Origin of the sequence: Nannocystis exedens (assembly GCF_002343915.1) — a bacterium.
Taxonomy (GTDB): Bacteria; Myxococcota_A; Polyangia; order Nannocystales; family Nannocystaceae; genus Nannocystis; species Nannocystis exedens.
On sequence record NZ_NETK01000001.1, the window covers coordinates 6,817,989 to 6,840,404 of the forward strand.

At 72.9% G+C, this 22,416-nt stretch carries 17 protein-coding genes; 9 read left to right on the forward strand and 8 right to left on the reverse strand.

The window, feature by feature from the left end:
* Window positions 1-21 precede the first annotated feature (21 nt).
* Window positions 22-2,649 carry a serine/threonine-protein kinase gene (locus tag NAEX_RS26810; RefSeq protein WP_170136031.1) on the forward strand — a complete coding sequence of 876 codons (2,628 nt, stop codon included), beginning with the start codon at window positions 22-24 and terminating at the stop codon, window positions 2,647-2,649.
* An 858-nt stretch (window positions 2,650-3,507) separates the two neighbouring features.
* A complete protein-coding gene (locus NAEX_RS50740) occupies window positions 3,508-4,308 on the forward strand; it encodes a hypothetical protein (RefSeq protein WP_096330327.1) in 801 nt (266 codons plus the stop codon).
* Window positions 4,309-4,803: 495 nt separating this feature from the next.
* Here NAEX_RS50740 and NAEX_RS52245 read toward each other — a convergent pair whose 3' ends face one another.
* Entirely contained in the window at window positions 4,804-5,700 is an 897-nt protein-coding gene (locus NAEX_RS52245) for a UbiA-like polyprenyltransferase (RefSeq protein ID WP_211302480.1), read from the reverse strand.
* A gap of 1,001 nt (window positions 5,701-6,701) precedes the next feature.
* On the opposite strand from NAEX_RS52245, the gene NAEX_RS26825 reads away from it, so the two are divergent.
* The gene (locus NAEX_RS26825; protein ID WP_143140322.1) at window positions 6,702-7,535 is read left to right on the forward strand and encodes a hypothetical protein; all 834 of its coding nucleotides are present in this window, start codon (window positions 6,702-6,704) and stop codon (window positions 7,533-7,535) included.
* Window positions 7,536-7,838: 303 nt separating this feature from the next.
* On the opposite strand, the gene NAEX_RS26830 is transcribed toward NAEX_RS26825, so the two are convergent.
* Window positions 7,839-10,337, reverse strand: coding sequence for a serine/threonine-protein kinase (locus tag NAEX_RS26830; protein ID WP_170136032.1), 2,499 nt, complete (start codon window positions 10,335-10,337; stop codon window positions 7,839-7,841).
* A gap of 172 nt (window positions 10,338-10,509) precedes the next feature.
* On the opposite strand from NAEX_RS26830, the gene NAEX_RS26835 reads away from it, so the two are divergent.
* Window positions 10,510-11,526, forward strand: a complete 1,017-nt coding sequence (locus NAEX_RS26835) for a PEGA domain-containing protein (RefSeq protein WP_096330331.1) — start codon at window positions 10,510-10,512, stop codon at window positions 11,524-11,526.
* Between the two features lie 17 nt (window positions 11,527-11,543).
* Here NAEX_RS26835 and NAEX_RS26840 read toward each other — a convergent pair whose 3' ends face one another.
* The gene (locus NAEX_RS26840; RefSeq protein WP_096330332.1) at window positions 11,544-12,113 is read right to left on the reverse strand and encodes a hypothetical protein; all 570 of its coding nucleotides are present in this window, start codon (window positions 12,111-12,113) and stop codon (window positions 11,544-11,546) included.
* Between the two features lie 86 nt (window positions 12,114-12,199).
* On the opposite strand from NAEX_RS26840, the gene NAEX_RS26845 reads away from it, so the two are divergent.
* Window positions 12,200-14,779, forward strand: coding sequence for an ATP-binding cassette domain-containing protein (locus NAEX_RS26845; protein WP_096330333.1), 2,580 nt, complete (start codon window positions 12,200-12,202; stop codon window positions 14,777-14,779).
* A 232-nt stretch (window positions 14,780-15,011) separates the two neighbouring features.
* Entirely contained in the window at window positions 15,012-15,362 is a 351-nt protein-coding gene (locus NAEX_RS26850) for a hypothetical protein (protein ID WP_096330334.1), read from the forward strand.
* A 131-nt stretch (window positions 15,363-15,493) separates the two neighbouring features.
* On the opposite strand, the gene NAEX_RS26855 is transcribed toward NAEX_RS26850, so the two are convergent.
* From NAEX_RS26855 to NAEX_RS26870, 4 genes are all read right to left on the reverse strand, one after another.
* Entirely contained in the window at window positions 15,494-16,126 is a 633-nt protein-coding gene (locus NAEX_RS26855) for a TetR/AcrR family transcriptional regulator (RefSeq protein WP_096330335.1), read from the reverse strand.
* Window positions 16,092-17,078, reverse strand: coding sequence for an HTTM domain-containing protein (locus NAEX_RS26860; RefSeq protein WP_096330336.1), 987 nt, complete (start codon window positions 17,076-17,078; stop codon window positions 16,092-16,094). Before NAEX_RS26860 ends, NAEX_RS26855 begins: the two co-directional genes overlap by 35 nt.
* A complete protein-coding gene (locus NAEX_RS26865) occupies window positions 17,075-17,602 on the reverse strand; it encodes a hypothetical protein (RefSeq protein ID WP_143825629.1) in 528 nt (175 codons plus the stop codon). Before NAEX_RS26865 ends, NAEX_RS26860 begins: the two co-directional genes overlap by 4 nt.
* An 81-nt stretch (window positions 17,603-17,683) precedes the next feature.
* Window positions 17,684-18,064, reverse strand: a complete 381-nt coding sequence (locus tag NAEX_RS26870; RefSeq protein ID WP_143825630.1) for a hypothetical protein — start codon at window positions 18,062-18,064, stop codon at window positions 17,684-17,686.
* Between the two features lie 246 nt (window positions 18,065-18,310).
* On the opposite strand from NAEX_RS26870, the gene NAEX_RS26875 reads away from it, so the two are divergent.
* The 3 genes from NAEX_RS26875 to NAEX_RS26885 all read left to right on the forward strand — a co-directional run bounded on the left by NAEX_RS26875 (window position 18,311) and on the right by NAEX_RS26885 (window position 21,342).
* Window positions 18,311-19,693, forward strand: a complete 1,383-nt coding sequence (locus tag NAEX_RS26875) for an HTTM domain-containing protein (RefSeq protein WP_096333745.1) — start codon at window positions 18,311-18,313, stop codon at window positions 19,691-19,693.
* Window positions 19,694-19,809: 116 nt separating this feature from the next.
* Window positions 19,810-20,637 carry a metal-dependent hydrolase gene (locus NAEX_RS26880; protein ID WP_096330339.1) on the forward strand — a complete coding sequence of 276 codons (828 nt, stop codon included), beginning with the start codon at window positions 19,810-19,812 and terminating at the stop codon, window positions 20,635-20,637.
* 297 nt (window positions 20,638-20,934) lie between these two features.
* Window positions 20,935-21,342: a hypothetical protein gene (locus NAEX_RS26885; RefSeq protein WP_096330340.1), complete on the forward strand. Its 408-nt coding sequence runs from the start codon at window positions 20,935-20,937 to the stop codon at window positions 21,340-21,342.
* An 89-nt stretch (window positions 21,343-21,431) separates the two neighbouring features.
* Here NAEX_RS26885 and yedA read toward each other — a convergent pair whose 3' ends face one another.
* Window positions 21,432-22,376: a drug/metabolite exporter YedA gene (yedA, locus tag NAEX_RS26890; protein WP_096330341.1), complete on the reverse strand. Its 945-nt coding sequence runs from the start codon at window positions 22,374-22,376 to the stop codon at window positions 21,432-21,434.
* Between the last annotated feature and the right edge of the window lie 40 nt (window positions 22,377-22,416).

A 22,416-nucleotide genomic window follows, 5' to 3' on the forward strand; every position in this document is an offset into this window, starting at 1 on the left:
CGTCGCGGGAAAGACCTTCCCATGACCGCCGCCGCCGCCGCCCTCACCCCGAGCTCCGACACGTTGCACGCGCCCGAGAACGTCCTCCTGCACCCGCTCGAGCAGATCCGCCGCCAGGTCGCGGCGTCGTTGTTCGACGAGCCGCACGAGCCGAGCACGATCGGGCGCTTCCAGGTGCTGCGGGTGATCGGCGCCGGCGGGATGGGGGTGGTCTACGCGGCCCGCGACCCGCAGCTCGACCGCACGGTCGCGCTCAAGCTGCTGCACCCGGGGCAGCTCGGGCCGCTGGCGCAGCAGCGGCTGCTGCGCGAGGCGCAGGCGATGGCGCGGCTGCAGCACCCGAACGTGCTCGCGGTGTTCGACGCCGGGGTCCACGCGGGGCAGGTGTGGATCGCCATGGAGTACGAGGGCGGCGGCACGCTCGGCGACTGGCTCAAGGCGGCGCCGCGGCGCTGGCAGGAGGTCGTCGAGGTGCTGGCGCAGGCCGGGCGCGGGCTGGCGGCGGCGCACGCGGCGGGGCTCGTGCACCGCGACTTCAAGCCGGCCAACGTCCTCGTCGGCGGCGGGCGGATCCGGATCTCCGACTTCGGCCTCGCCCGGCTCGGCGAGGACGCGCTCGCCGAGGCCGAGCGCACCGTCGACGAGCACGCGGCCGCGCTGGCCGAGCCGATGACGCGCACCGGCGCGGTGCTCGGCACGCCGGCGTACATGGCCCCCGAACAGGTGATGGGCCTCGGCGCCACGGCGCGCAGCGATCAGTTCGCGTTCTGCGTGGTGCTGTTCGAGGCGCTGCACGGGCACCGGCCGTACCGCGGCGACAGCCTGGCGCAGCTGTGCGAGGCGTTCGCGCGCAAGGAGACGGCGAAGCCGGCGCGGCCGGTGCCGCGGGCGGTGCAGGCGGTGCTGGCCCGCGGGCTGCAGATCGATCCGGCGGCGCGCTTCCCGTCGATGGACGCGCTGCTGGCCGCGCTGAGCCGCGCGAGCGCGTCGAGGGCGTGGCGGCCGGCGCTGGCGGTCGCAGGCGTGGCTGTCGCTTCGGTCATGTCCTTTGGGACCTATGTATATATGCTGGATCGCCCGCCGACCCCGCCGGTCGCCGACGCCGAGGCGCTGGCCTTCAAGTACAACGACCGCCCGGGCAAGGACATCGACGAGGTGTGGAACGCCGACCGGGCGCGGGCGCTGCAGTGGGCGCAGGCGCAGGCGCGCGAGGAGGTCGACATGCTGGTGGTGGCGCTCGACGCCTACGCGGCGCGCTGGCGCGAGGTGGCGGCGAAGCCGTCGGCGACGAAGGACCAGTTCAACTGGACGAACACGTGCCTGGCCGACCGGCTCACCGCGCTCGACGATCTGGTCACGGTGGCGAGCGAGGGCGTGCGCGAGAGCGCGAAGCTGGTCGGCCACGCCCACGAGTTTTTGCCCGACGTCGCCGACTGCGAGCAGTCGTCGCTGTACAACACGCTCACCAGCCAGGGCTTCGCGCCGACGCGGCGCGCGAGCTGGCGGGCGCGCCTGCTGATGGCCGGCGGCTTCGCGCCGCGGGCGCTGCACGCCGCGCTCGTGCCCGAGCTGGGCAAGGGGTTCGAGGCGCTCGGTTCGGCGTACCTGCTGGGCGACGCGCGCGTCAATGCGGAGCTCGAGCTCGCCGGCGCGCTGCTCGGCTTCCACGACCCGGGGGACGAGTCGAACACGTACTCGTACACCGACCCGCGGACGGGCGAGCGGATCGTGCATCACGAGCGGCAGGACCCGGCGCGGACGCGCACGCTCCGGCTGCTGCGGGGGATCGCGGAGACCAGCGCGGCCGCCGGGTTCGCCGACGTCGCGGCGCGGGCCTGGGCGGCGACGGCCGAGCTGCTCGAGGCCGGCCCGCACAGCGATCAGGCGCGGGTGGCCGCGTGGGACGGCCTGCGCGCGGCGCTGGCGAAGTTGCCGGCGGAGCACCGGCTGCGGCGGCGGCTGGCCGCGGACCTCGCGATCTTCGCGGCGGCGCACGTGCGCCACGCGGCGCCCGCGGGCAGCTGCGTCGCGCCCGATGGCACACTGCCCGCGTGCGAGGCGGTGCGCGGGGCGCTCGACGACTTCGCCACGGCCGTGCGCGGCGAGCCCGACCCGTCGCGGCGCGGCTGGCTGCACGGGCAGCAGGCGGCGCTGCTCGAGTACGTCGGCGACGTCGCGGGCGCCGCGGCGCTGCGGCAGATGAGCCCCGGCGAGCTCGACAGCCGCAGCCCGCGAGATCGCGGCTACCTCGACTTCTCGGTCGGCACGATCGTCCCGCACACGCCGGCGCTGACCGAGGGCCTGCGCTGCACGTACGACCACAGCCGCTGCGAGATCGATCTGGCCTTCTTGAAGGGCGAGCTCGATCCGGAGGCGCTGCTCGAGGGGAGCTGGTTCATGCCGGACCAGGAGGACGGCCAGCTCGTCGCGTTCCGGGTGATGGTCGGCCACGGCAGCGAGGTGATGCGACGGCTCGACCTGCGGACGCGCGACCGCGTCGTCGCCGTCGACGGCGCGCCGGTGACCCAGGACTTCTGGTGGGACCCCGAGGCGGCGCTGACCCGCGGCCGCTTGACGCTGACGATCGACCGCGCCGGCGCGACGCTCGAGCGCGAGTACGTGCTGCGATCGCCGTCCGCCACGCATTGACCATAGGAATAAAGAGACATAACGCGGTGATGACATTCTCCTCACCGGGCCGAGCCGGGCCCCGGGGCCGTAGTCACTGGCAGACGTCACCCTCCCCGGACGCCCCGGGCGGCCTGAAACGTGTTTCAAACGACGTTTGGATGCCCGCAGCCCAGTTCGCGGACAGCGGGCGCGGAGGGGGGAGAAGTGTCGGTAGCGCCGCGCGGAGGCGGCGAGCAATGTCGACACCAGCGGTTCGGTCCGCCGCGATCGAACCCTCGGCAGGGGCGCCGGGCGAAGCGAGCCCTGCCGGGCTGCGCCTGCATCCGCCCCGCCGCGTCGACGATCGGCGGGGTCGCGCCGCGTTCGCGTCCGGACGGGCGCCGCGGGCGGGCTCATGCTTGCGGCGGGGTCGGGAGCGAGGATGGACCGGGCGCGGCGGCGACCCCGTGGCTACCCTCGCCTACAGACAGTCGGAGCGAGCGATGAATTGCTCGTTCGCGCGGTCTTTCGCCGTACCAATTCGCCTGCAATCATTGCACAACTGCCGTGATTCGGCGCGCGGCTACCGCAGGTCGGGGCCGTCCGACCGGGCTCGGCCCGGCTCATTCCCCATTGCACTCGGTGCCCGCAATCTCGCCGAATTCGGGCTCCTGACGGGGCTGGCGAGGTTGTAGCTCGGCGCCTACGCGGTCTGCGGGCCCCGAGTGCAACCGCTCACCCCCGATTTTTCGCTTGCCCGGTACAACCTGCCGACCATGGTTGGCTCGTCAATGTCGCCTGCGGGAATCGGCCCGGGCGATTCGATGGACTCCTCGCCGTGTAGATCCCCCATCTACCAGCGATTCACAAGCTCCTGTCGTGAAAGGAAGGCTCACCATGTCTCGCTTCATCTCTTCGTTCTTCGTCGCGCTCTCGTTCGCCACCGCTGCCGGCGTCGCCTACACGACGCCCGAGGCCGAGGCTCACGGCTGCGAGAACGGCTGTGGCGGAGGAGGTTGGGGAGGGCTGGGTCTCGACCTCGACCTCGACCTCGACCTCGACATCGATGTCGGGCTCGACCTCGACCTCGGCACCTGCTTCGACATCGACGTCGATCTCGGAGCGGATTGCGCGATCGTCGCCGACGTCGACGCAGGCCTTTACTGCGATCCGCTCAGCGTCGAAGCCGCGTGCATCGCCAAGCTCGGGGTCGATTGTGGCCTCGACGCGTTCCTCGGCTGCGTCGCCGACATGACCGCCCACTGCGAGGCGGAGGTCGAGGCCGGCGGCGCGCTGTTCTGCGACGGCGTGTTCCTCGGCGCCGACACCTGCCTCGGCGGCCTCGACGGCCTGCTCGACGGGCTGCTCGACGGCCTCGTCGACATCGACCTCGACATCGACGCGTGCTTCGACGTCGACCTGGGCGTGGATGTCGACCTCGACGTCGACATCTGCCTCGACGCCGGCCTCGACGTGGACGTCGGCTGCGAGGTGGCCGTGGGCGCCGAGTGCCTGGCGAAGTGCGACCCGGTCGCGGTCGAGGCGGCCTGCCTCGTCGAGCTGGGCGAGGACTGCAGCCTGCACGAGATGGCGGCCTGCCAGGCCGGCCTGATGGCGCACTGCCAGGCCGCGTGCAACCTCGGCGGCGCGCTGTTCTGCGACGGCGACATCTACGCCGGCTTCTTCTTCTGCGAGTAATCGCGGACGAACCGGGCCTCGCGACCGCCTCGTGCGAGCGCCGGCCCGACGACTTCGACGAGCGCGGCGAGCCCGCGACACCTGGACCCCTCCGCGAGCTCGCCGCGTCTCGTCCCCTTTTGCAGCAACCTATCGGGCGCGAGCGCATCGTCGCAGATGTCCTCCGGGACATGCGACGATTGCCTCGCGCCTTTCTATATATACAATGTCCGAAGGGACATGTCGGTGGAGGTCACGGATCGGCCGGCAGCATGCGGCGGAGGCGGGCGAGGCCGCGGAGGAGCTCGTCGCGGTGGCGACGACGCTCCTTCATGCCCCGAGCGTCGCACGGGCGACGGGGCGAGGGCGAGCCCGGGATCGACGGCGAGCCGGCCGGGCATCGATGGGGTGTGCGACGCCGACCGCGGGCGCGAGGGCCATGCGGACCGCGCCCATGAGTCGACCCGGCCGCGGTCGCAGCGATATGTCCTTGCGGACAGGCGCGAGCGCGGCTCGCTAGACCAGCGTGGCGACCAGCGCGCAGGCGAGGTAGGCCATGCTGATGTAGCCGTTGAGGTCGAAGAAGGCCTTGTCGACCCGGCTGAGGTCGCCGGGGCGGACGATCGCGTGCTCGTAGACGAGGATCGCGGCGATCAGCGCCACCCCGACGGCATGCGCGGCGCCGAGGCCCTCGCGCAGATGGACGACCACCAGCGCGGCCACGGTGCCGACGTGGAGGAGGGCGCTGAACACCAGGGCGCCGACGGTGCCGAAGCGGACGGGGATCGAGTGCAGCCGCTGCTCGCGGTCGAAGGCCTCGTCCTGCAGGCTGTAGAGGATGTCGAAGCCGGCGACCCAGGTGGCGACGGCGAGCATCAGCCACAGCGGGGTGGCGGGCGCGGAGAGGTCGCCGGTGACGGCCACCCACGCGCCGCCGGGCGCGAGGGCCAGGGCGAGCCCGAGCACCAGGTGCGCCGACCACGAGAATCGTTTGAAAAGGCTGTAGGCGAGGACGACGATCAGGCAGGCGGGGGCCAGCAACAAGGGGACAGGTCCCAAGAGCCAGGCGAACCCGAGGAAGGCGACCGCCGACAGGACGGTCAGCAGCACCGCGGCCCGCAGCGAGACCAGCCCGGCCGGCAGCTCGCGCATGGCGGTGCGCGGGTTGGCGGCGTCGATCCGGCGGTCGACGATCCGGTTGAAGCCCATGGCCGCGGTGCGCGCGGCGGTGAAGGCGAGGACGATCAGCGCCAGGCGCCCGAGGTCCAGGCCCGCGCCGCCGCGCGCGAGCGCGTGCCGGTGCGCGAGCGCGACCGCGGCCAGCGCGAACGGCAGGCCGAAGATGGTGTGGCTGAAGCGGACGAGGCCGCCGAGACGACGCACGACGAGCCACGGGGCCGGAGCTGCGGTCACGCGCGCAGTGTAGCAGCGCGCCGCGCGGGGAGACCGCGGCCGCCGGTCGCAGGGGCGGGCCGGGGCGTGCGGAAGGGCAACCGGCGGGCCGGAACGAGGCGACGGGCCGCACGCGCCGCGCGGCGACAGAGGGCGGAGCGGGCGCAGCCGCGGAGGCCCCGGCCGCGCGGTGGGGGCGAGGGGGGTGTCCGGGAGGACAGGTGATGGGCGCCGGGACCGATGCGCGGCGCGAGGGCGGCCGCGCGGGAGGACGCGGGGCGGATGTCCGGGAGGACAGGTGGTGAGCGCCGGGCGGAGCGGCGGCGCGGGGAGGACGAGGGGGCGGATGTCCGGGAGGACAGGTGATGGGCGCCGGGTGGAGCGGCGGCGCGGGGAGGATGTCCGGGAGGACAGGTGAGGAGCGTGCGAGAGGACGAAGCCGGATGTCCGGAAGGACAGGTGACGGGCGCCGGGCGGGGCGCGGCCGCGCCGGGAGGGCCCAGGGATGTCCGGGAGGACAGATGGTGGGCGCCGGGCCTCGGGACGCGGCGAGAGGCCCCGAGAGCCAGGCGAGTCGCCGCCCTTGCGGACGCGCCAGTCGACGCGTGCGCGCCGGGGCGAGGGAGGCGGATGTCCCGAGAGACAGGGATGGCGGAGGTGAACGCGGCGCGCCCCGGGCGCTCGCGAGGGCGGATGTTCGACGGACAGGGATGGCCGCGAGCAGATGCGCGGAGGACTCTCGGTCCATGTCCCGAGAGAAGCGAGCCTGCGCTGCCGTCCGGCGCGCGCTCCCGCGGCCTGCGCGGCCGTGACCGGAACGGCATTGCATGTTTCCCGAGACATGTGGCGAGCGCAGGGGCTTCGACGCACGCGAACCGGGGTCGTCGAGCCGGGCCCGATGGCGCGGGTGTCATGGCGCGGCTGCCCTGCCCTGCACGCGTGGGGTGCGGTTTGTTCGCGCGAACCCGCGTTGCGAGGGGCTGCGAGCCTTTTGCGGCCCGGTCGTGTGCTATGCCGCCGGCATGATCGCGTTACGGGGCTTGAAGGTTTGGATGTGCACGGGGTTGTGGTGCGGAGCGCTGGCGTGCTCGACGGCGAAGGACGGGTCGTCGCAGACGGAGCCCGAGGCGACGGAGGGCGCGACGGAGGGGGCGACGGAAGGCGCGACCGCGGGGTCACCGACCGAGGGAGCGCCGACCGAGACGGGCGGCGAGCCGACGGCGGGCGAGACCGAGGGCGCGCTGCCGGCGGAGTGCGCGGAGACCGACCCGGCTGTGTCGGCGGACTTCGAGGTGGAGATCGACGGCTCCTCGGATCTGCACGACATCGCGCTGCCCTGCATCGTCGACGAGGTGGGGACCGAGGCGGGCCGGTCGGTCACCCGCATGCTCTGCGACGAGGACGGCACGCCGCGGGCCGTGATCGTGAGCCTGCCGGTCGCGCCCGAGGGCGAGGTCGCGTGGGCGGCGGGCGACAGCGTGCAGCTCGCCTCGCGGTCGGAGAACTTCGAGGTCTATTCGGAGAAGCAGCTCGAGCTGCGGGGGGCCGACGACGCGTTGCTGGCCGCCGGGGTCGCGCCGCGCGTCGGCGGGCTGATCCCCGAGCTGTTCGCGCCGATCGCCGTCGAGCTGGCGACCGCCTGCGGGCCCGTGGTCAACGACATGTCGGCCCGGTCCTACCAGCTCGACTTCACGCTCGCCGATCAGTCCTTGAGCCTGTTCTCCGGCCACCGCGGGGCGCTCGCCATCGACGCGGCCGAGAGCTTCGCCATCGACGTCGAGAGCGCGATCTACAACGACTGCTGCCACTCGACGGAGAGCTTCGTGATGCTGATCCGGCGGGTCAAGACGGGCTGACGCGCGGGCGCCCCGGCGGCCACGTCGCGGCCCGGAGACGGCGCGCGTCCACGCTTCACCGGCGCGCTCTTGGCTGTGCAGCCCATCGGATCGCTGTCGCGATTCCGGTGTGAGTTCCATGAAGCGACCGAGCGACAGTCGACCCGGGACCGCGTGAGTCGGCCGCCGGCGGCGACGGTCCTCGCCGCCCGGCGGGGCGATGCCGCCGTCGACCGTGGATGCGTAGGACATGCCCGAAAGGGCATGTCCTTTGAGGCATACCGCCGAGGACATGTCCTTTCAGGCATTCCCTCGAGGCCATGCTTACTTGCCGAGCTTGGCCTTGAGCCGGGTCAGGCGCTCGTCGGCGTCGCGCGAGCCGAGCTCCCTGGCCTTTTCGTAGGCGCGGCGGGCGTCGGCGTAGCGGAGCAGCTTGAAATAGGCGTCGCCGAGCTTGAGGTGGTAGAGGGCGGTCTTGGGCGCCGCTGCGATCGCCTTCTCGGCGTAGTCGGCGGCGCGCTGGTGGGCGCCCTTGTCGAACTCGAGGTCGGACAGGCCGATCAGCGCCACCGCGTTGCGGTTGTCGGACGCGAGGGCCTGGTGGAACAGGGTCTCGGCGCGCTTGCGGTCGCCGCTCGCCAGGGCTGCGCGGGCGTCCTGGGCCAGCGCGGTCGACTGCTTGCTGTCGCGCTTGCTGCTCGCGGCCGGCTTGCCGGGGGCCTGCGGGCCGGGCTCGGCCTCGGCGGCGGTGGTCGGCGGCGGCGAGCCGGGCTCGCTCGCGGGCGCCTCGGGCGTCGGGTCGTTGGGGCGGCGCCCCTTCGGCCGCGCCTGCGTCGACTGGACCAGCTTCTCGGCCGAGGCGGCGATCACCAGCGACGTGCTGTCCTCCTCGTCGACGAGCTCGAGCAGCGCCTGGTCGCGCTTGGCGGTGTCCTGCTCGGCGAGGGCCACCAGCACGCCGGTGTTGCGCAGCTCGGCCTGGGTGAAGCCGCCGCTCAGGGCCCGCTCCTCGAGGTCGGAGAGGAAGCCCGGGGTCACGCCGGAGCGCTCGCGGGCGCGGACGTCGCCCGGGTCGAACAGGACCGCCTGGATGTAGTAGTCGCGGGCGAACGGCTTGCCGCCGTCCATGTCCCAGTACTGGTCGCCGAGGCGGACCAGCGTCTGCGCGAACTCCTCGCGCAGCTCGGTGGCCTTGCCGCGGGCCAGCGTGCGGGCCCCGCCGCGCAGCTCCTCGAGCGCGCGGATCTTCAGCAGCGCGGTGAGCTCGGGCTCCTCCTCCGGCGGGTAGACCCAGTGGGCCCGCGCGCCGGCGGCTCGCGCCTCGTTGACGAGGTTGTCGACGACCAACTGCTCCTCGGGCGCCGGCAGCCGGCGCATGTTCCACAGCGCCAGCGCGAGCAGCAGCGCGAGCAGGGTGCTGGCCCCGGCGATCGCCGGCCACAACCACCGGCGGCGCTGCTTGATCACGCCGGGCTGCGGCATGTCCCGGCGCAGCCGCTCGTAGCGGTCGGGTTCGACGTCGGGCAGCGGCAGGTCGTCGTAGGCGGTGTGCAGGCCGGCGGCGATCTGGGCCTCGCACAGCGCGGCCTCGACGTCCCGCATGTCGCGGTAGCGCCTCGCCGGCTCCTTCTCGAGGCAGCGCATGATCACCGCCTCGAGCGCGGGGTGGACCGCGCCCGGCGGGCACAGCTCCGACGGCGGCGTCGGCGTCTGCGTCAGCTGGTTCTCGAGGATCTCCTCGATCGTCGGCGCGACGAACGGCGGCTTGCCGACCAGCAGCTCGTAGGCGGTGCAGCCGAACGAGTACATGTCGAGGCGGCCGTCGAAGCTCTGGCCGAGCACCTGCTCGGGCGCCATGTAGTGCGGCGTGCCGGCGGCCCCGGCGTCGGTCTCGGCGTGGACGGTGGCGATGCCGAAGTCGACGACCTTGACCCAATCCGCCTTGCCGTTGTGGCTGACGAGGATGATGTTGTCGGGCTTGACGTCGCGGTGGATGATCCCGACCTCGTGCGCCGCCGCCAGGCCCTTGCACACCTGGCGCAGGATCCCGATCATCCGCGCCTGGTCCATCGGACACTTGTCGAGCTCGCTGTCGAGGCCGTGGCCGTTCAGCAGCTCCATCGCGAACATCAGGCGGCCGTCGGGCAGCTCGCCGAAGTCGAAGATCTCGACGATGTTGGGCGAGCCGATCCGGCTGGCGGCGCGGGCCTCGTCGCGGAAGTGGGCCGCCTGCTGCGGGTCCTCGCTGGCCTCGTGGCGGAGGATCTTGAGCGCCACGCGGCGCTCGATGTCCTCGTGCTCGGCCTCGTAGACGACGCCCATGCCGCCCTCGCCGAGCCAGCGGATCAGGCGGTAGCGCGTGCCGGGGACGCGACGGCCGGGGAGCAGGCGGACCTGCTTGCCCTCGGCGTTGACCTGCGAGCTGCTGCTGCGCGTGGAGATCCGGCCGCTGGCGGCGACGGGGCGGCCGGTCTTGCCGGCGAGCGGGCGCATGAGCGGGCGGTTCTTGTCGAGCTCGTCGAACCCGCTCGGCTCCTTGCGGGTGATGGCGTCGGGACGGCCGGGCGCGAGCTCTTGGGGCATGCTCGGCTCGCGGCGGGTGATGGCGTCGGGGCGGCCGGGCGCGTGCTCGGGGCCGGTCGGCTCCTTGCGAGTGATGGCGCGGTCGTCGTGGCGGACGGCCGGCGGCTCGTCGCCGATGTGGTCCTTGCGCGTGACGGCGCGGTCGTCGACGCGGGCCTTGGGGGCCGGGTCGTCGAACGAGATCGTCCAGGCGTCGCCGGCGGTGGTGAGCCCCGCGGGGCCGCGCGGCGGGGCGGGCACGAGCGGGGCCGGGATCAGGTCTCGGGGCGGCGCGGGCATCCGGGCGGGCGCCTCGAGTGTGGGCGGCCATGGGGGGCGCGACAAGGGGCGAGTGCCGCGGTGCGCGGTTCCGCGCGGTGCGCGCGCGCCCCGGGAGGCCCTGGGCCGAGGGCGTTGGTGCTAGGGTAGCGGGGTGCGGGTCCCGCTTTGCGTGCTTCTCGGGTGGCTGCTGGCGATGCCGCCCGCCGGGGTCGTGTGGGCCGCGCCGTCCGGGGGCGCGGCGACACAGGCCGAGTCGGTCCGGATCGCCGTGGCGCCGCTGCGGGTCGAGGGCCAGGTCGACGAGGCGACGCGCAAGGGTTGGGTCGCGGGGCTGCGGCGCGGGCTGATGCGCGGGAGCTTCACGCTGGTCGAGCAGGACGTGGCCGACCGCGTCGGCGAGCCTGGTTGCGTCCGGCAGGCGTGCCTCGACGCGCTGCGCGAGGCGGGCGCGACTCATGTGGTGCGCACCGGCATCACGGTGAAGAGCCGCGACTTCCTGCTCGAGCTGGAGCTGGTCGACGCGGGCTCCGGCGCGGTGATCTTCAAGTCGCAGGAGACGTGCGAGATCTGCGGCGTCGGCGAGGTCGCCGATCTTCTCGATTCACAGGGCGCGCTGCTGCAGACGCGGCTGGCGGCGCTCGGGCAGGGGCCGCCGGTGCTGGTGCTCGACACCCGGCCGAGCGGCGCGCTGGTCCACGTCGACGGCGAGGTCGTCGGCAAGACCCCGCTCGAGCGGCCGCTGCTCGCCGGGGCGCGGAAGATCCGGGTGACCATGCCGGGCTACATCACCGAGGAGCGCGAGCTGACGTTCGTCGCCGGCGCCCGCGAGGACGTGGTGATCGAGCTGCAGCGCACGCCGGGCAACCCGCGCCGGCGGGCGCTCGGCGGCGCGGCGCTCGGCGGCGGGCTGGCGTTGTTCGGGGCCGGGGTGGCCTTGCTCGCGCTCGACGACGCGCCGTTCAAGAGGCGCTGCACCGGGGCCGAAATCGACGCCGACGGCGACTGTCGCTGGCTCTACAACACCGGCTGGGGCGGGGCGGCGCTGGCGGTGTCGGGGGCGGTGCTGGTGACGCTGGGGATCGTCGCGCTGGTGCGAAACCGCGCGCCGCGGCCGGCCCGGAGCGCGCGGGTGCTGCCGACCGGGTTGGGGGTGATGGCGCGGTTTTGAGCGCGGTGCACCGGCGATTACTTGCCGAGGGCTGCGACCTCGGCGGCGTCCTGGCAGGTCAGTACGCAGGTGGCGCGGTTGGTCGAGTTCAGGCTCTTGTCGGCGAAGCAGGAGTTGACGCAGCCGGTGAAGCTGGCGGCCGCGGCCTTGAATTTCTCCTTCGAGGGCCCGCCGGGCATGCTCTCGATCGCGGCCTCGGCGGCGTCGTCGCAGGTGAGCTTGCAGGTCTCGCGGTTGGTCGCCTTCTTCTCGGACACGCAGTCGGTGTAACAGCCGCTGTAGGTGCGGACGATCGCGGCGACGTCGGTGGGCGAGCCGGTGGCGGGCGGCGGGCTGGTGACGGGCGGGGTGCTCGGCGTGTCAGAGCCGGTGGCCGGACGCTTGGGCTTGGGCTCGGCGGGCGGCGTCTCCGTGCTGCGGTCGACCGCCGGGACCGCCGGCGTCGGGCCTGGTTTACGCTGCTCGGCGGAGTCGTCGCAGGCGACGAGGAGCGCGCCGCCGAGGAGGAGCCCGCGAGGAACATGCCTCACGGCCCACCGGGCCTGCAGGCGGGACAGGGTCTGACAGATCTGGGTCCTCGTGGTCATGCCTCAAGCATACACATCGTGGGGAAATTGCCCAGAAACGTTGACATTCGCGGGCGCCGGCAGGATCCTGCGAATCCAAGGCCTGCGTGGACCTGACGCCGGACAGCGACGAGCCGTCGCCGGAAGTGACCTGGGCCGTGCGGCTGCAGGCGTCGCGCCTGGTGGTGCGCGAGCCCAACAAGCGCGAGGTGCCGTACCCGCTCGACGGCAAGCCGTTCCGCCTCGGTCGCGCCGACGACAACCGCATCGTCGTCAAGGCCGAGTTCGTCGCGGCGCACCAGCTGCGGTTCGAGCCGACCGGCGTCGGCGACGGCTATCGCGTCCGTGACCTCGGCGGGCCGTGCAGCCTGATGTTCAACGGGCACCAGGTGTCCGAGCACGAGCTGCGCCACGGCGACGTGCTGCGCGTCGGCGACCCGTACACCGGCAGCTTCGTCACGATCACCTACCAGCGGCTGGCGCGGACGATGGCGCCGCCGGACGAGTCGGTGCCGCGCTGCCGCCTCGACCAGCCGGAGGTGACGATCGGGCGCGAGGGCTGCGAGCTGACGCTGGCGAGCCTCCTGGTGTCGCGGCGGCACGCGACGGTGCGGGCGCTGCCCGACGGCCACGAGGTGCGCGACCTCGGCAGCGCCAACGGCACCTTCGTCAACGGCGAGCGGGTCCAGATCAGCAAGAAGCTGGCGCGCGGCGACATCATCCAGGTGGGGCCGTTCAAGCTGGTCTACGACGGGCGCTCGCTCGATTCGTACGACCACCGCGGGGCGATCGAGCTCAAGGCGCGGCGGCTGGTGCGGCGGGTCGGCGGCGGCAAGGTGATCCTCGACCGCGTGTCGCTGGCGATCCAGCCGCGCGAGTTCGTGGCGATCGTCGGCGGCTCGGGGGCGGGCAAGTCGACGCTGCTCGGCGCGCTGTCGGGCTTCAGCCGGGCCAGCGAGGGCGACGTGCTGGTCAACGGCGACGACTACTACGCCAACTTCGACGCCTACCGCGGCCAGATCGGCTACGTCCCGCAGAGCGACATCCTCCACCAGACGCTCACGGTCGACGAGGCGCTGCGCTTCACGGCCCAGCTGCGCCTGCCCGAAGATACAGGTGACGCCGAGATCGCGGCGCGGGTCGAGCGGGTGCTGGCCGACGTCGACATCGAAGACCGCCGCACCACCCGCATCAGCGAGCTGTCGGGCGGGCAGCGCAAGCGGGTCTCGATCGCGGCCGAGCTGCTGGCCGACCCGAGCCTGTTCTTCCTCGACGAGCCGACCTCGGGGCTCGACCCGGGCCTCGAGAAGCGGCTGATGTACACGCTGCGCCGCCTGGCCGACGCGGGGCGCACGATCGTGATGGTCACGCACGCGACGGCCAACATCCATCAGTGCGACCACATCGCGTTCATGGCCGACGGGCGGCTGGTGTGGTTCGGGCCGCCGGCCGAGGCGCTGCAGCACTTCGGGGTGCGCAGCGGCGACTTCGCCGACATCTACACCAAGGTCGACGGCGACGCCCACGAGTCGCACCCGCTGGTGCTCGGCGAGCTGCGGACCGAGTACGCCCGCTGGCGCGAGGCCCACGAGCGCGGCGAGCCGACGCTGGCCGAGCTGTGGGAGCTGCGGTTCCGCCGCTCGGACGCCCGCACGCGCTACATCGTCGAGCGGCTGGCCGGCGAGACGCGCGGGCCGGCGGTCAAGTCGAACAAGCCGCACAGCGCGCAGAGCCGGGCGTCGATGTCGATGACCTCGATGAAGGTCGGCGGCACCGCGCCGGAGGACCGGCCGGAGGCGGCGAAGGCGTCGGCGTGGCAGCAGTGGCTGATCCTGGTCCGCCGCAACGTGCGGCTGCTCGCGGTCGACCGGCGCAACCTGGCGACCTTGCTGCTGCAGGCGCCGATCATCGGCGCGATCCTCGTGCTGGTCGCCCGCCCAAGCGCGCTGCAGGACCTGCAGAGCTCGCACGGGCGGCTGGTGCTGTTCCTCGTCGCGCTGGTGGCGGTGTGGTGCGGGATCTTGTGCTCGGCGCGCGAGCTGACGAAGGAGCGAGCGATCTACCGCCGCGAGCGGCTGGCGAACCTGCGGATCGGGCCGTACCTGCTGGCGAAGTTCGTGGTGCTGGCGGCGGTGTGTCTGGTGCAGTCGGTCGTGCTGCTGTCGGTGCTGGCGCTGAAGGTCGACTTCTCGGCGGCGGTGACGACCTTCACCGCGGAGGGCCCGGTGTCGGTGGTGCGCGGGGTGGCCGGGCTCGGGTTCTTCGGCAGCATGCTGGTCACGACCTTCTTGAGCTCGTTGTCGGGGCTCGGCATGGGGCTGCTTTTGTCGAGCACCTCGCGGACGTCGGACCGGGCGATGAGCGTGGTGCCGCTGGTGCTGGTGCCGCAGCTCTTGCTGGCGCTGGCGCTGGTGTCGCTGCCGGCCGGGCTCGCGCCGCTGTCGTACGTCACCAGCGCGCGCTGGGCGATGGAGGCGTTCGGGTCGCTGGCGCACCTGCAGCCGCCGCGGGACTTCGCGGCCTGCACGATCCCCGGCAACCCGCTGAGCTGCCCGGTCTACCCGACCGTCGATTACGACCCCTCGACCGCGCACGTGTTCGAGGTCTGGGGCGTGCTCCTGGCGTACACGGCGCTGTGCGTCGGCTTCGCGGCGGTGGTGCTGGCGCGGCGCGACCGCGAGCGCTGACGCCGGGTCATTGCGCGGACCCGCGCTTTTCGTCATAGATGTCCTAAAGGGCATATCAACATACTGTCGTCCGCCCGCCGCGGGCGGCCCGCGCGGCGCATAATTTCGCGGCAGAGCCTGCTCGACGCCGCCGCGGACCGGGCTCATGGTTCTCTGCACCCCGTCGCATTTGTTTGCGCCGGGGCCACGTCGCGCGTGGGGACGGACAATCGATAGTGAGAGGAGACGTGCCATGATGATCTTCAATGTACTGTTCAGCGCGTGGGCCGCTCTGGCGGCGCCCGAGCGGCCGGTCGAGGAAATCGCCGACGAGGCGGCCACCCAGGCGGGCGACGTGTCGACCGACGAGTTCGACCTCACCGACGAGGTCGACCCCAGCGAGAGCGAGCGGTGGGAGTGTTACGACGACGACCACCACCGGCGCGGCTACTGCCTCGCCCGTTGCGAGCGCGGCCGTCGCTACCGGGCGGTGACCGATCGGATCAAGATCCGCGGCAACCGCGATTACTGCGAGCGACGCGCCTACAAGCACTGCCGCGGCCGCGGCGGGCTCGATGACTGGTGCTTCGGCGAGCGCGATTGATGGTGCGGGGAGCGTGACCGAGACGACGATGCGTCACGCGCCCGCGGCAGGTCCGGCGGGGGCCGGCTCCGGCTCGTCCCCGTCGGGCCTGCGTTTTATTCGCCTATGATCATAGGGCGCGCCGCCTGCGGTCACGCGGCCGTGGGCGGCGCGGCGTCGACGGCCATCAGCGTGGCGAGCAGCATCTGCGCCAGCAGGTCGCGCAGCTCCTCGCGCGGGAGGTCGCGCCGCGCCAGCCAGTCGAGGCTCGAGCCCTCGACGAAGCCGACCCACCCGCGCAGCGCCAGGCGCACGCGCGGGGTCAGCTCGGCCAGGCCGAGGCGGCCGGCCAGGCGGGCGACGAAGCGCGCGCGGGTGTCCTCGACGATCGCCGCGACCTCGGCGTCGTGACCGACGCCGCTGCGCATCAGCGCGACGTAGGCGCTGGCGTGCTCCTCGGCGAACAGCAGGTACTGGTCGAGCGCGGCCAGCAGCGCCTCGGGGTCGGGGCCGTCGCCGGCCGGGTCGGTGCGCGAAAGCAGCGATTCGGCGGCGCTGCGCACGGTCGCGGCGTAGAAGTCGCGCTTGCTCGAGAAGTAGTGATAGAGGAGCCCCTTCGAGATGCCGGCCGCGCTGGCGATGTCGTCGATCGAGAGCTCGTCGTAGCTGCGCTCGCTGAACAGCCGCAGGCCCAGCTCGACGAGCTGGGCCCGCCGTTCGTCGACTTGCAGGCGCGCGCGTTCGCGCGCCTCATCCGGTTCGCTGCGGCGGGGCGCCTTGGCCACGGTCTACCGTACCCGAAGACGCACCCCCGGCGGACAAGAAGTCGCGACCGTCCTCGCATTGTTTCCGGGCGGTCACAGCGGGCTCCGCGCTGACCCCGAACATCGCCACGGTCAGGACGATCATGACCGCCGCGAACACGTGGAGGCCCATGAACACCCCGATGCCCGCGTGCATCGCCGCGACCGCGGCGACCCACCACCGGCGTGTGACCGCCGGCCAGATGAACACCGCGTAGCCGGTCTCGACGACCAGCACCAGCCAGCCGGCCGCGGTCGGCAGCCACGGCACCTGGGCCAGCCAGGTGAAGTCGAACAGCGCGTAGCCCTGCGCCACGAGCGAGCGCCAGATCGCCTCGCCGTCGCGCCACTGCTCGCCGGTCGCCTTCTCCACTCCGGACAGCAGATAGGCGATGCAGAGGTGGATCTGCATCACCCGGATCGCCAGGCGCGTGCCCGCGGTCGCGCCGTCGCCGGCCCGGCCGGCCCGGCGATCGAGCGACAGGAAGGCGCCGCCGGGGGCCACCGTCGAATAGAACAGGAAGATGTTGGCGAAGTCGTCGGCGCCGTAATTGGTGTGCGGCGCCAGGCGCATGAACACGAGGTGCAGCAGCCAGGCGGCGCCGGTCGACAGGCGGGTGCGCCAGCCGAGCAGCATGCCGACCAGGCTGGCGACGTAGAGCGCGCCGAGAACGACGAGCACCTGCGATTCGAACGGCGTGGCGAACAGCTCGCCGAGCGCCGGCAAATGCCGCGACCCGAACGCGTCCATGAGCGGGCCGCGGAGCAGGCCGCGGTGGTGGTACAGCTCGTGGAAGAGCGGGGCGATCTGCAGCGCCTGGGCCAGCAGCACCGCGGCGAGGCCGATCCGCAGGGCCACCAGCGGGGCCGGGCGAGCGGGGGCGAAGAAGAAGCGATCGATCGCGCCGGCGACCGCGCGCAGCCGGGCCTTCACGGCGCACCTCCGGCTGCGTCCGCGGGCGACGGGCGGACGACGCGGGCGCGGTAGACCGAGCGCCAGCGGGCCCTGGCGCCGCGGGCGGCGCCAGCCAGCGAGGGCACGCGGTGAAAGCCCATGTCGACGGTGACGCTGCGGGCCTCGGGGTGGCGCGCGAACAGGTTCGCGGCCCACGAGGCGGCCAGGCGAGCGCGCACGGCGTCGTCGCTGCGGCGATCGTGGAACACTTCGATCAGGTCCTCGACGCGGATGTCGGCCTCGCGGGTGATGCCCGGCGTGAGGCGGGCGGGGCTGGTGCGACCGGCGTCGTCGACGAGCGTGAGCGTGAGCGTCGGCGGGTCGCCGACCGAGGGCGCGTAGAAGCCGTAGCCGTTGTCGGCCCCGGTCAGCGCGCCGTAGTAGGTGAGGAGCGGTCCGAGCGGCCCGGCGCTCCACAGGCAGATCCCCAGCCCGCCGAGCACGACGAGCACGAGGTGGGCGGCGACGGCCGCGAGCAAGAGTAGGCGACGTCTAAGGGTCATGGCGGACTCCGACGACGGAGCGACGGCCGGCCGCGCCCGCGCCGAAAGGTCGCGGCGACGCGGTCGGCCGGCGAATGCGACTTACCAGTGACGGCCCCAACCGTCGTCGTCGTGGCGGCGGCGACGGCCCCACCCGTCGTCGTCGTGGCGGCGGCGACGGCCCCACCCGTCATCGTCGTGGCGGCGGCGGCGTCGGCCCCACCCGTCGTCGTCGTCCCAGCGGCGGCGCCGTTCGTCGTCGGCGCTGACCTCCTCCTCGGCCTCGGCGTCGACGTCGGTCAGCTCGTCGACCGCCAGGCCGTCGACCGGCGCCGCCTCGGGCTCCTCCTCGTCGATCGACTCGACGGCGAGGTCCTCCTCGTCGATCGCCTCCGCCTCGTCACACGCGCTCGTGACGAACGCGGTCGCGAGCGCGAAGATGCTCGTATGAATCCAGGTGTACTCGGTGATTCTCATTCGCATGACAACTCCTCCACGCCATTTGCCAGTGGCAACACAGGTACGCGTCTATGCTTCGGGTCGAGCGGAGCATCAAGCGAGCTCAGTCGCGAATCACGGGACCCGGCGAGCGTCCATGGACCGGACGCCCGCTCGCGTGGCGGCCCCGCCGGGCCCTCGCTCGGCGCCGCGGCGGCGGCCGTGCGCGCGCGTGGGCGGGCCGGGAGCGGGCGGGCTGCATCGCCGCCGATCGGCGCTATGCCGCCGGTCATGCCATTCACCGCTGCAACGCTCGACGCCCCGCGCGCCTCGCTGGCGCGCCGGCTGTTCGCCACCGTCGACATCGCCTCGCTGGCCTGCTTCCGCGTCCTGTTCGGCCTCTTGATGTTCGTCGAGGTGTGGACCGACCTGCCCGACGTCGGCGAGTTCTACGTCGAGCCGGAGTTCCACTTCACGTTCTACGGCCTCGAGTGGGTGCGGCCGCTCGCCGGCGACGGCATGTACGTGGTGTTCGGCGTGCTCGGCCTGGCGGCGCTGTGCGTCACGATCGGCCTGTGCTACCGCCTGGCCGCCGCGGCGTTCTTCGTCGGCATCTCCTACGTGTTTTTGGTCGAGCAGGGCCTCTACCTCAATCACATCTACCTGATCGCGCTGGTCAGCTTCCTGATGATCTTCGTCCCGGCCCACCGCGCGCTGTCGGTCGACGCCTGGCTGCGGCCCGGGCTGCGCGCCGACACGGCTCCGGCGTGGGCGCTGTGGCTGCTGCGCGCCCAGGTCGGGATCCCGTACTTCTACGCCGGGCTGGCCAAGCTGAACCCCGACTGGCTGCGCGGCGAGCCGATGCGGATGTGGCTGCTGCAGCGCGAGGAGCTGCCGATCGCCGGGCCGCTGCTGCGCGAGTGGTGGGCGCCCTACTTCTTCAGCTACGGCGGGCTGCTGTTCGACCTGCTGGTGGTGCCGGCGCTGCTCTGGCGACCGACCCGCGCGCTCGCGTACGTGCTGGCGCTGTGCTTCCACCTGATCAACACCGCGGTGTTCTCGATCGGCATCTTCCCGTGGCTGATGATCGCGGCGACGACGATCTTCTTCGAGCCCGACTGGCCGCGCCGCCTGCGGAACCGCGTGGCCGCCCGCGTCGGCGCGCCCCCGTCGCCGCCGCCGATCCTCGCGCCGCCGCCGGCGCAGCTCGGACGCGCCCAGAGGGCCACGCTCGCGGCGCTGGCGATCTACGTCGGCTGGCAATTGCTGTTCCCGCTGCGCCACTGGCTCTACCCGGGCGACGTCGCCTGGACCGAGGAGGGCCACAAGTTCGCGTGGCGCATGAAGCTGCGCGACAAGGACGGCTACGTCCGCTTCTTCGCCACCGACCCCGATCTCGGCGCGACGTGGAAGATCGACCTGACCGGCCGCCTCCCCGGCTGGCAGCGCGAGGAGATGAGCGGCCGGCCGGAGATGATCCTGCAGTACGCCCGCTTCCTCGCCGACGACCTGCGCCGCCGCGGTCACCCGGCGATCGAGATCCGCGTGGTCGCGCTGGTGTCGCTCAACGGGCGCACGCCGCAGCCGCTGATCGACCCGACCGTCGACCTCGCGCGCGTCGAGCCGTCGCTGTGGCCGAGCCCGTGGATCCTCCACGACCTCGTCGATCGCTGAGGGCGAGTTCGCGCGCCGACGTGGCGGGTGCCCCCTAGCACCCGCCCCAGGCGCGTTTCGGGGTCTATTGACTCTGATTCAATAGCCTGTAGGCTCGGGGACAGAGGAGGATCTCGATGCAACACGCCCCCGCCGACCTGGGACCGATCAAGCCGCGTGCGATGGACTTCGACCTCAACGACATGCCGCGCTACTGGATGGCAGGGCTGCCGGTGTCGACGGCGATCGGCAACGCGCTGCACCTGATCTTTCCGATGGGCGAGCGCTTCTTCGTCCGCGCCGTCCGTCACTACATGGGCGAGATCGAGGACCCGGCGCTGCGCGAGCAGATCCGCGGGTTCTTCGGGCAAGAGGGTCGCCACGCGCACGAGCACGAGCGGGTGTTCGAGACGCTGCGCGGCCAGGGCTACGACATCGACACGTTCCTGCGCATGTACAAGCGGGTCGCGTTCGACTTCATCGAGCGCATCAGCCCGCCGGCGCTGCGGCTGTCGGTGACCGCGGCGCTCGAGCACTACACGGCGATCCTGGCCGAGGGGGCGCTGGCGAGCGAGGGGACGCTCGAGATGGTCCACCCGAAGATGCAGCGGCTGCTCCGCTGGCACGCGGCCGAGGAGATCGAGCACAAGGCGGTGGCCTTCGACGTGCTCAAGCAGGTCCACCCGAGCTACGCCCTGCGGATGGCCGGGATGGCGCTGGCGACGACGCTGCTCGGGGCGTTCTGGTTCGCGGGCGCGACGATGCTGCTGCGCCAGGAGAAGGGCCTCGGCCTGCGCGAGATCGCCCGGCAGCTGCGGGCGACGCAGAAGCGCGAGCCGATCATCCGCCGGGTGTTCCTCCGCGGCCTGCGCGAGTACCTGCGCCCGAGCTTCCACCCGTGGGACAACGACAACCTCGAGCTGGCCCGCCGCAGCTTTCAAATGTTGGCGGACGAGGCGGCGTGACGGCGAGACGGGGCGTGAGCGGCGACCTGGCCGTTCGAGCAGGTCGGACGTCCGCGCCGGCGGCCTGACCGCCCGGACCGGCGTGATCGGCGACCTGACCGTTCGGACATGTCACCCGTGCGCGGCCGCGCGCCGAACCGGCGCCACGCCGACCCCGCACACCCCAGGACAGGCGGAGCGCCGCCGCTCGCGGGCGCCGTGGCAGCGGTCGTTCGCCGTTCGCCGGGCGTGACGCGCGGGCCGCTTGACCCTCCCGCGGTCCCGGCCCAAAGCCGCGGTCGCGGGAGGGTCGGGTCCATGGCGCAGAGCAGCTTCACGGTCGACGCGAGGACGCACAGCATCTCGGGCGGGACGGGGCTCGACACGGGGATCGCGCTGTCGCCGGGGCAGCTCCTGACGGTCCACGTCGACCCCGACGAGACGTGGAGCGCCGGCGCGGCCGACCGCACCTCGAACGCGAACGGCCTCGGCAACCCCATGGGCGGCGACTACGGGCTGTTCGGCCGCGGCTCGCAGGCGTTCCTGTTCGGCGCGCTGGTCGGCAGCCTCGACGGCGGCGCCACCTTCTTCGGCGTCGGCACCCACCTGAGCATGACGATCCTGACCGAGGGCACGCTCAGCTTCTACTACTGGGACTCGAACAACGAGGACAACTCGGGCCAGCTCCGCGTGGTCGTCCAGGTCTACGACGGGCCGCGGGTCTGACCGGAGAGGCGCGTCACGGGACATGCTCTTTCGGGCATGTCCTGCAGGACTTGACGCATGTCTGAAGAGACATGCGCCGTGGGACAGGCTCAGCGCTTGCCGCCGAGGCCGATCACGACCACGCCGGACAGGATCACGGCGGTCGCCAGCCAGGTGATCGGGCCGACCGGCTCGCCGGCCAGGGCGGCGCCGAGGACGATGGCGACCACCGGGTTGACGTAGGCGTAGCTGTTGGCGACGGCGGGGCGGGTGCGGCGCAGCAGGTAGCCGTAGGCGGTGAAGCCGATCAGCGAGCCGCTGACGATCAGGTGGGCCACGGCGGCCAGCGACTTGGCCGAAGGGACAGTCGGGGCCTCGCCGAGCACCATGGCGACGACGGCCATCATCAGGCCGCCGGCCAGCATCTGCGTGGCCGCGCCCATCGGCCCGGGCGGCAGCGGGCGGGTGCGGCCGAGCACGACGCCGAGCGCCCAGCACACCGGCGCGAGCAGGACCAGCAGCGCGCCGAAGCCGGCGCCGGCCAGCTCGCCGCCGAGCTGGAGGACGGCGACGCCGAGGAAGCCGAGGCCGAGGCCCAGCCACTCGCGGACCGTCGGCGGCTGCCCGGCGGCGCGCCCGAACAGGGCCGCCCACAGCGGCATGGTCCCGACCACCAGCGCGACCAGGCCGGAGCTGACCCACTGCTCGCCGAGCACCACGAACCCGTTGCCGGCGACGAACAGCAGCGCGCCGGTGAGGAACGAGGTCCGCCACTCGGCCGCCGTCGGCCGCCGGGCGCCCAAGAGCCGCAGCGCCGCGTAGAGGCCGCCGCCGGCGATCAAGAACCGGGCGGCCCCGAGCGAAAACGGCGGGATCGTCTCGAGGGCGACGCGGATCGCCAGGTAGGTCGAGCCCCACAGGAAGTACACCGCGAGCATCGCCGCGACGACGAGCAGCGGGGGCCTCGCGCGCGCCGGGCGGGCCGCGGCGGCGGCGGCCCGGTCCCAGGCGATCCGCACGGGCGGGGCGATCCAGACGCCGGAGGGAGAAGCCATGGCCAGAGCATGGGCCGGCGATCCCGACCGTAACAGATGC

Bases quoted from the DNA above. Each gene is read 5' to 3' on its own strand.
- NAEX_RS26810 (WP_170136031.1), top strand. From the start codon at position 22: ATGACCGCCGCCGCCGCCGCCCTCACCCCGAGCTCCGACACGTTGCAC.
- NAEX_RS50740 (WP_096330327.1), top strand. From the start codon at position 3,508: ATGTCTCGCTTCATCTCTTCGTTCTTCGTCGCGCTCTCGTTCGCCACC.
- NAEX_RS26825 (WP_143140322.1), top strand. From the start codon at position 6,702: ATGATCGCGTTACGGGGCTTGAAGGTTTGGATGTGCACGGGGTTGTGG.
- NAEX_RS26840 (WP_096330332.1), bottom strand. From the start codon at position 12,113: ATGACCACGAGGACCCAGATCTGTCAGACCCTGTCCCGCCTGCAGGCC.
- NAEX_RS26850 (WP_096330334.1), top strand. From the start codon at position 15,012: ATGATGATCTTCAATGTACTGTTCAGCGCGTGGGCCGCTCTGGCGGCG.
- NAEX_RS26865 (WP_143825629.1), bottom strand. From the start codon at position 17,602: ATGACCCTTAGACGTCGCCTACTCTTGCTCGCGGCCGTCGCCGCCCAC.
- NAEX_RS26870 (WP_143825630.1), bottom strand. From the start codon at position 18,064: ATGCGAATGAGAATCACCGAGTACACCTGGATTCATACGAGCATCTTC.
- NAEX_RS26875 (WP_096333745.1), top strand. From the start codon at position 18,311: ATGCCATTCACCGCTGCAACGCTCGACGCCCCGCGCGCCTCGCTGGCG.
- NAEX_RS26880 (WP_096330339.1), top strand. From the start codon at position 19,810: ATGCAACACGCCCCCGCCGACCTGGGACCGATCAAGCCGCGTGCGATG.
- NAEX_RS26885 (WP_096330340.1), top strand. From the start codon at position 20,935: ATGGCGCAGAGCAGCTTCACGGTCGACGCGAGGACGCACAGCATCTCG.
- yedA (WP_096330341.1), bottom strand. From the start codon at position 22,376: ATGGCTTCTCCCTCCGGCGTCTGGATCGCCCCGCCCGTGCGGATCGCC.